This window comes from Catenulispora pinistramenti (genome assembly GCF_018274385.1).
GTDB classification, from domain to species: domain Bacteria; phylum Actinomycetota; class Actinomycetes; order Streptomycetales; family Catenulisporaceae; genus Catenulispora; species Catenulispora pinistramenti.
This window is the reverse complement of the sequence record NZ_JAAFYZ010000349.1, coordinates 1-7312: the sequence shown is the minus strand read 5'-3', so window position 1 is coordinate 7312 and position 7312 is coordinate 1. Positions and strand designations below refer to the sequence as shown.

The following is a 7312-nucleotide window of genomic DNA, read 5'->3' as shown; positions in this document are numbered from 1 at the left end:
CCCCGGGCCCCACCGCCATCGGCTCCCACCCGGCCCGCCTGGTCGAGCTCCCGGTCGGCGCGACCGAGGACCGCCTGGTCGGCTCGCTGGATCTGGAGCAGGTCCTGGCCTCCGGCGTCGCCGCCTACGAGCCGGGCCTGCTGGCCGCCGCCCACCGCGGCCTGCTCTACGTGGACGAGGTCAACCTCCTGCACGACCACCTCGTGGACCTCCTGCTCGACGCCGCCGCGATGGGCGTGGCGCACGTCGAGCGCGAAGGCGTCTCGGTCCGGCACGCGGCCCGCTTCCTGCTGGTCGGCACCATGAACCCGGAAGAGGGCGAACTGCGCCCGCAGCTGCTGGACCGTTTCGGCCTCACGGTCGAGGTCCGCGCCAGCCGCGACCCCGCCGAGCGCGCGGAGGTGGTGCGCCGCCGGCTGGCCTACGAGGCCGACCCCGAGCGCTTCGCCGCGGCCTGGGAGCAGGCGGACAAGGAGACCGCGGCCCGGATCGAGACCGCCCGCGCGCTGCTGCCGTCGGTGACGCTGCCGGAGGCCGAACTGCTGCGGATCACCCGCATCTGCGCCTCGTTCGAGGTCGACGGGATGCGCGCGGACCTGGTGACGGCGCGCGCGGCCACGGCGCTGGCCGCGTGGGCGGGGCGCGGCGAGGTGATCGCCGAGGACGTGCGGCAGGCGGCGATGCTGGCGTTGCCGCACCGGCGTCGGCGGCATCCGTTCGACGCGCCGGGGCTGGACGAGGAGCGGTTGGACGAGGCCATGGACGACGGGGATGAGGACCCTGATCCGGGCCCCGGCTCGGGCGGTTCGGGTGGTTCCGGCGGTTCCGGCGGTTCCGGCGGTGACTCGGGCGATGCTGACCCCCGCGCCGATTCCGCCGCTCCCGACAGTCCTTCGGACCGGTCGCCGACCGAGCGGGCAGCCGGCTCGCCGGAGTCTGCCGAGTCGCCCGCGCAGGACTCGGCAGCAGAGCCCGATTCCGGCCGGCCCGAGAAGACCGGCGCGCCGCGATCGGGGCCCGAGAGCTCGGGTTCTGAGCGCGAGCAGGCCCCCGCGGCCCCGAGCGAGCCCTTCAAAGCCCGCCTGTTACAGGTCTCCGGCGTAGGCACCGGCGCCGAAGGCCGCCGCTCCCGCGCCCGGGCCACCGGCGGCCGCTCGGTCGGCGCCCGCCCCGGCACCCACGGCCTCCATCTCATCGCGACCGTCCACGCCGCCGCGCCCCAGCAGATCGCCCGAGGCCGCAGCCAGGGCGCGCTGCGTCTTCGCTCCGAGGACCTTCGCGAGCCGATTCGCGAGGGCCGTGAAGGCAATCTCGTCCTGTTCGTGGTAGACGCCTCCGGCTCCATGGCCGCGCGCCAGCGCATGGCCGCCGTCAAGGGTGCGATCCTCTCGCTCCTCCTCGACGCCTACCAGCGCCGCGACAAGGTCGGCCTGGTCACGTTCCGAGGCCGCGACGCCGAGGTGGCGCTCCCGCCGACCTGGTCGGTCGACGCCGGCGCCGCCCGCCTCACCTCGCTCCCGACCGGCGGACGCACACCGCTGGCCGCCGGCCTCCTGCAAGCCGCCGACGTCCTGCGCGTCGAGCGCATGCGCGATCCGAACCGGCGCCCGCTGGTCCTCATCGTCACCGACGGCCGCGCCACGCAGGCCTCCCATTCCAAGGACCCGCTCGCCGACACCCGCCGGGCCGCGGCCCACCTGCACCGGGCCGTGGCGTCGCTCGCCGGCGGCTCCATCGTCGTCGACTGCGAGTCCGGCCCGGTCCGCCTGCGCCTGGCCGCCCGCCTCGCGGCCGATCTGGACGCCGACCACCTGCCGCTCACCGATCTCGCCGCCGACACGCTCACCGCGGCCGTCCACAGCACTCGTCCCCGCTCCGACCGGAGGGCCGCCTGATGCCCCAGGGCCAACCCGAGCACGTCCCCGACGACGGTCTCACCACCCGCCAGCGCCGCAACCGGCCGCTGACGATCGTGCACACCGGCCCCGGCAAGGGGAAGTCGACCGCCGCCTTCGGCCTGGCCCTGCGCGGCTGGAACCAGGGCTGGCCGATCGGCGTGTTCCAGTTCGTCAAGTCGGCGAAGTGGCGGATCGGCGAGGAGTCGGCGCTCAAGGCCCTCGGCGAACTGCACGAGCGCACCGGCAGCGGCGGCTCGGTCGACTGGCACAAGATGGGCGAGGGCTGGTCCTGGATCCAGCGCGACCTGCACAGCGATCCGGAGTTGCAGGCTGACAACGCCCGCGCCGGCTGGGAGCGGATCAAGCAGGACCTCGCCGCCGAGACCTACCGCCTCTACGTGCTCGACGAGTTCACCTACCCGATGAAGTGGGGCTGGGTCGACGTCCAGGACGTGGTGAAGACCCTCGCCGACCGCCCCGGGACCCAGCACGTCGTCATCACCGGCCGCGACGCCGCCCCGGCCCTGCTGGAGGCCGCCGACCTGGTGACCGAGATGACCAAGATCAAGCACCCGATGGACGCCGGGCAGAAGGGCCAGAAGGGCATCGAGTGGTGACCTCGTTGCCGCTGAGCGTCCCCAGGATCGTGGTCGCCGCCCCGGCCTCCGGCCACGGCAAGACCACGGTCGCCACCGGCATCATCAGGGCCCTGACCGGCCGGGGCTTCACCGTGGCCCCGTTCAAGGTCGGCCCGGACTACATCGACCCCGGCTACCACAGCCTGGCCGCCGGCCGCGTCGGTCGCAACCTGGACCCCTACCTGGTCGGCATCGAGCGGGTCGCGCCGCTGTTCGCGCACGGCGCGGCCGGCGCCGACATCGCGGTGGTCGAGGGCGTCATGGGCTTGTACGACGGCGCCACCGGGGAAGGCGAACTGGCTTCCACGGCCCAGGTCGCCAAGCTGCTCCAGGCACCGGTGCTGTTCGTCGTGGACGCCGCGGCGCAGGGCCGCTCGATCGCCGCGCTGGTACACGGTTTCCGCGCGTTCGACCCCGAGGTGCGCCTCGCGGGCGTGATCCTGAACCGGGTCGGCTCCCAGACCCATCGCAGCATCCTGACGGAAGCCCTGGACGAGCTGGGCCTGCCGGTCCTGGGCGCCTTGCGGCGCGAGGCCGCGGTCTCGGCCCCCTCGCGGCACCTGGGCCTGGTCCCGGTGGCGGAACGCCGCGCCGAGGCGGTGGACGCCGTCGATGCCCTCGGCGGGCTGCTCGACACCAGCGTCCAGCTCGATGAGGTCTACCGGCTGGCCCGCTCGGCCCCGCCGCTCGCCGTGACCGCCTGGGATCCGGTCGAGGAAGTCGGCCGACGCTGCGGCCCCCGGCCGCGTATCGCCGTCGCCTCAGGGCCCGCATTCACCTTCTCCTACGCCGAGAACGCCGAGCTGCTCGCCGCCGCCGGCGCCGAGGTCTGCCCGTTCGACCCGCTGCATGACCAGACCCTGCCCGAGGCCGTCGGCGGATTGGTGCTCGGCGGCGGCTTCCCCGAGGTCTACGCCCCTGAGCTGGCCGCCAACGAGGCGCTGCGCGAAGAGGTGTTCCGCTTCGGGCGCCTCGGTGGCGCGATCGCCGCTGAGTGCGCCGGACTGCTGTACCTCGGCAAGAGCCTGGACGGCCTGCCGATGTGCGGGGTCGTGGACGCCGAGGCTGTGATGACCGACCGCCTGACCTTGGGCTACCGGCACGCCGTGGCCGCTTCCGAATCGGTGCTCGCCGCCGCCGGCACGCGGGTGTCAGGGCACGAATTCCACCGGACCGCGGTCAGCCCCTCGGCCGGTTCGCCTCCGGCGTGGCACTGGCGCCGGAACGGGGGAGCGGTCACCGAAGGCTTTGCGGGGACCCGGATTCACGCCTCCTATCTCCATCTGCACTGGGCCGGCGCGCCGTCGATCGCGCGGCGGCTGGTCGAGAGCTGCGCGGTGGTGTGATGGCGAACCCTGATTCCTCCTCGTCGGTGCGCCTGCTCACCGGTGTCGGCGTCGGTCCCGGTGACCCGGATCTGGTGACGGTGAAGGCCGTCCGGGTGTTGCAGGCTGCTGACGTCGTGTTCGTGCCCGTACTCGCCGACGGTCCGGAAGGCCCGGGCCGGGCCGAGGCGACCGTGCGCGCGCACCTGGACGGCGCCACGATCCGGGCCGTGCCGTTCGCGCTGTCCGACCGCGGCGGACGCACCGCCGAACGCCTCACCGCCTGGGACGAGGCGGCGCGCGCGGTCGTCGCGGCGTTCGAGGGCGGCGCCGAGCGCATCGCCTTCGCCACGATCGGCGACCCCAACGTCTACTCGACGTTCAGCTATCTCGCGCAGACCGTTCGTACCCTGATTCCGTCGGTCGCGGTGGAGACCGTGCCCGGCATCACCGCGATGCAGGACCTGGCCTCCCGCTCCGGCACGGTGCTGGCCGAGGGCCGCGAGGTCCTGGCGCTGTTCCCGATGACCGCCGGGCTGGACGCCTACGAGCACGCTCTGCGGTCGTTCGACACGGTCGTCGCCTACAAGGGCGGCCGGTTCCTGCCCGAGATGCTTCAGGCCGTCACGAACGCCGGCCGTACTGAGGAGAGCGTCTTCGGCGCCGCGCTGGGACTGCCCGAGGAAGTCGTGGGACCGGTCGCCGACCTGGGCCCGGACGTGATCGGCGCCGCGCCGTATCTGTCCACTGTCATCACCACCGCGCGGCGGCGCGAACGAGGGGGAGCGCTGTGACGGCGAAGGTCACGTTCATCGGGGCCGGGCCGGGGGCGGCCGACCTGATCACGCTGCGCGGGGCCCGGGCGATCGCCGGGGCCGACGTGCTGATCTGGGCCTCCAGCCTGGTGCAGGAGGCGGTGCTGGAGCACGCGCGGCCCGACGCCGAGATCGTCGACTCCGCGGCGCTGCCGATGGAGGGCGTGATCGCGATCTACGAACGCGCCCTCGCCTCGGACCTGCGCGTCGCCCGCATCCACTCCGGCGACCCGGCGCTGTGGGGCGCGGTCCAGGAACAGCTGGAGCGCTGCCGCGAACTGGGACTGGAGACCGAGATCGTGCCCGGCGTCTCGGCCTTCTCCGCGGTCGCCGCCATCGCCCAGCGCGAACTGACCATCCCCGAAGTAGCGCAGTCGGTCATCCTCACCCGCCTCGGCGGCGGCAAGACCCCCATGCCCGAGAAGGAGTCGGTGCGCGCCTTCGCCGCCCACGGCACCACCATGGCCGTCTTCCTGTCCGCGGCCCGCTCCGGCCAACTCGCCGCCGAACTCCTGGACGGCGGCTACGCCCCCGACACCCCGGTGATCGTCGCCTACCGCGCCACCTGGGAGGACGAGGAGCTGGCGTACTGCACCATCGCAGACCTCGAAGAGACGGTGAAGGCGCGCAAGCTCTGGAAGCACACCCTGTTCCTGATCGGCCCGGCGCTCGGCGCCCACGGCACCCGTTCGCACCTGTATCACCCCGGCCACTTCCACGGTTTCCGGCGGGCGGACAGGACGGCTCGGCGGGAGTTGCTGGCACAACGGGAGCCCGGGTCGGATGGCTGAGGTTGAGGCTGCTGAAGCTGAGGCTGCTCAAGAGGTGGCACGCACGTGATCACCGTCACCGTCATCGGCTTCGACGGCGGCCCGCTGTCCGATCCCGCCCGTGCCGCGCTGGCTGAAGCCACCCTCGTGGTCGGCGGCCGGCGTCATCTGGACGCGGTCGGCGCCGACATCCCGCCCGCCGCGACGCGCCTCGTGCTCGGCGCCCTGGACGGCATGTTCGAGGAGATCGCGCGGCACGAGCACGTCTGCGTGATCGCCAGCGGCGACCCGGGGTTCTTCGGCATCGTCCGGCAGCTGCGCGAATACGGGCTCGAAATCAGTGTCCTGCCGGCGCCGTCCTCGGTCGCCACCGCCTTCGCCGCCATCGGCCTGTCCTGGGACGACGCGATCGTGGTCAGCGCGCACGGCCGCGAGCTGCGCCCGGTCGCCAACGTCTGCCGCGCGTTCCCGAAGGTCGCCGTGCTGACCGGCCCGGGTACCGGCGCGAAGGAGCTGGGCGCCGTCCTGCCGGACCGTACCTTCGTGGTCGCGCAGCGCCTCGGCCACCCGGATCAGCGCATTGACACCCTCAGCTCGCACGCGGCCGCCCACGCCGAGTTCGCCGACCCGCACGTCCTGCTGTGCCTGGACGAGTCACGGCTGACCTCCGAACGCGGCTGGATCGCGGGCTTCGCCGGCGTCCCCGGCCGGTGGGCGCTGGCCGAGTCGGAGTTCACCCACCGCGCCTCGATGATCACGAAGTCCGAGATCCGCGCCCTGGCCCTGGCCAAACTGGGCCCGCGCCCGGGCCGCCTGGTGTGGGACATCGGCTCGGGCTCGGGCTCGGTCGGCGTCGAGTGCGCACGCTTCGGCGCCGCGGTACTCGCCGTCGAGCGCGACGCCGAGTCCTGCGACCGCATCCGCGCCAACGCCGCCACCCACGACGTCACCGTCGAGGTGGTCACCGCCGACGCACTGTCCGTCCTCGCCCGCCTGCCACAGCCCGACGCGGTCTTCGTCGGCGGAGGCGGCACCGACGTGATCGCCGCCTGCGCCGAAACCCCCGCCACAACCGTGGTCGTGGCCCTGGCCGCGATCGAGCGCGTCCCAGAAACCATCAGCATCCTGACGAAGACGGGCCGCACAGCAGACGGCGCCCTCCTCCAATCCTCGCGCCTATCCGCGCTCCCCGGCGACGCCCACCGCTTCGCCGCCACCAATCCCGTATTCCTGCTCTGGGGAGAACGCCGTTGACCACAACGCCGCAGAAGACGATCGGCGTGGTCGCCACGACATCCGCCGGCCACCACGCCGCCGCCACCCTGGCCGCCGCCTGGCCCACCGAAGTACGCCTCTACACCGGCGCCGCCAACCTCCGCACCGCATTCGAGTCCTGCGACGCAGTAGTGGCCTTCCTCGCGATCGGCGCAACAGTCCGCTCCCTAGCCCCAGTCCTAGGCCACAAATCCACCGACGCCCCCGTGGTCTGCATCGACGAATCCCTCCGCCACGCAGTCGCCCTCCTCGGCGGCCACCACGGCGCGAACACCCTGGCCGAACGCGTCTCAGAACTCCTGGGCTGCACCCCGGTGATCACTACCGCCTCCGACACCACCGGCGCTCAACCCCTCGACTCCTACGGCGCCGACCTCGGCTTCACGATCGAGAACCCCGCCCAACTGGCCCCGGTCGGCACCGCCCTGCTGTCCGGGGCGCCAGTCGCGCTGCGGGGTGCAGATAACTGGCCCCTCCCGGTACTGAACGCGCGTGAGGGAACGGGGCTGGCTGAGGCGGTCATCTCGGTTAGCGATTTGGTTGAGGCAGCAGGCGGGGACCAGAACCCGGGTGCGGGGGTCGAAGTACCGG

General features: G+C 73.2%; 6 protein-coding genes and 1 pseudogene. All 7 read left to right on the top strand.

The window, feature by feature from the left end; translation table 11 throughout:
- A partial coding sequence (locus KGQ19_RS46320; RefSeq protein WP_212021614.1) for a VWA domain-containing protein occupies positions 1-1895 on the top strand: 1895 nt, incomplete at its 5' end.
- Positions 1895-2515, top strand: a complete 621-nt coding sequence (gene cobO / locus KGQ19_RS46315) for a cob(I)yrinic acid a,c-diamide adenosyltransferase (protein ID WP_212021612.1) — start codon at positions 1895-1897, stop codon at positions 2513-2515. The genes KGQ19_RS46320 and cobO, both read left to right, overlap by 1 nt.
- The gene (locus KGQ19_RS46310; RefSeq protein WP_307856720.1) at positions 2509-3882 is read left to right on the top strand and encodes a cobyrinic acid a,c-diamide synthase CobB; all 1374 of its coding nucleotides are present in this window, start codon (positions 2509-2511) and stop codon (positions 3880-3882) included. Before cobO ends, KGQ19_RS46310 begins: the two co-directional genes overlap by 7 nt.
- On the top strand, positions 3882-4655 hold the full coding sequence (gene cobI, locus KGQ19_RS46305) for a precorrin-2 C(20)-methyltransferase (protein ID WP_230420485.1): 774 nt from the start codon (positions 3882-3884) through the stop codon (positions 4653-4655). Before KGQ19_RS46310 ends, cobI begins: the two co-directional genes overlap by 1 nt.
- Positions 4652-5467 (top strand): precorrin-4 C(11)-methyltransferase, encoded by an 816-nt coding sequence (cobM, locus tag KGQ19_RS46300; protein ID WP_194896900.1) that lies wholly within the window; start codon positions 4652-4654, stop codon positions 5465-5467. The genes cobI and cobM overlap by 4 nt, the downstream gene beginning before the upstream one ends.
- Positions 5468-5512: 45 nt before the next feature.
- Positions 5513-6700 (top strand): precorrin-6y C5,15-methyltransferase (decarboxylating) subunit CbiE, encoded by a 1188-nt coding sequence (gene cbiE / locus KGQ19_RS52420; protein ID WP_212021610.1) that lies wholly within the window; start codon positions 5513-5515, stop codon positions 6698-6700.
- Positions 6697-7312 (top strand): annotated as a pseudogene (locus KGQ19_RS46290) (precorrin-3B C(17)-methyltransferase); the annotation flags it as partial. The gene cbiE and the pseudogene KGQ19_RS46290, both read left to right, overlap by 4 nt.

Excerpts from the sequence above, each read along its gene's own strand:
- cobO (WP_212021612.1), top strand. The coding sequence starts at position 1,895 with ATGCCCCAGGGCCAACCCGAGCACGTCCCCGACGACGGTCTCACCACC.
- cobI (WP_230420485.1), top strand. The coding sequence starts at position 3,882 with ATGGCGAACCCTGATTCCTCCTCGTCGGTGCGCCTGCTCACCGGTGTC.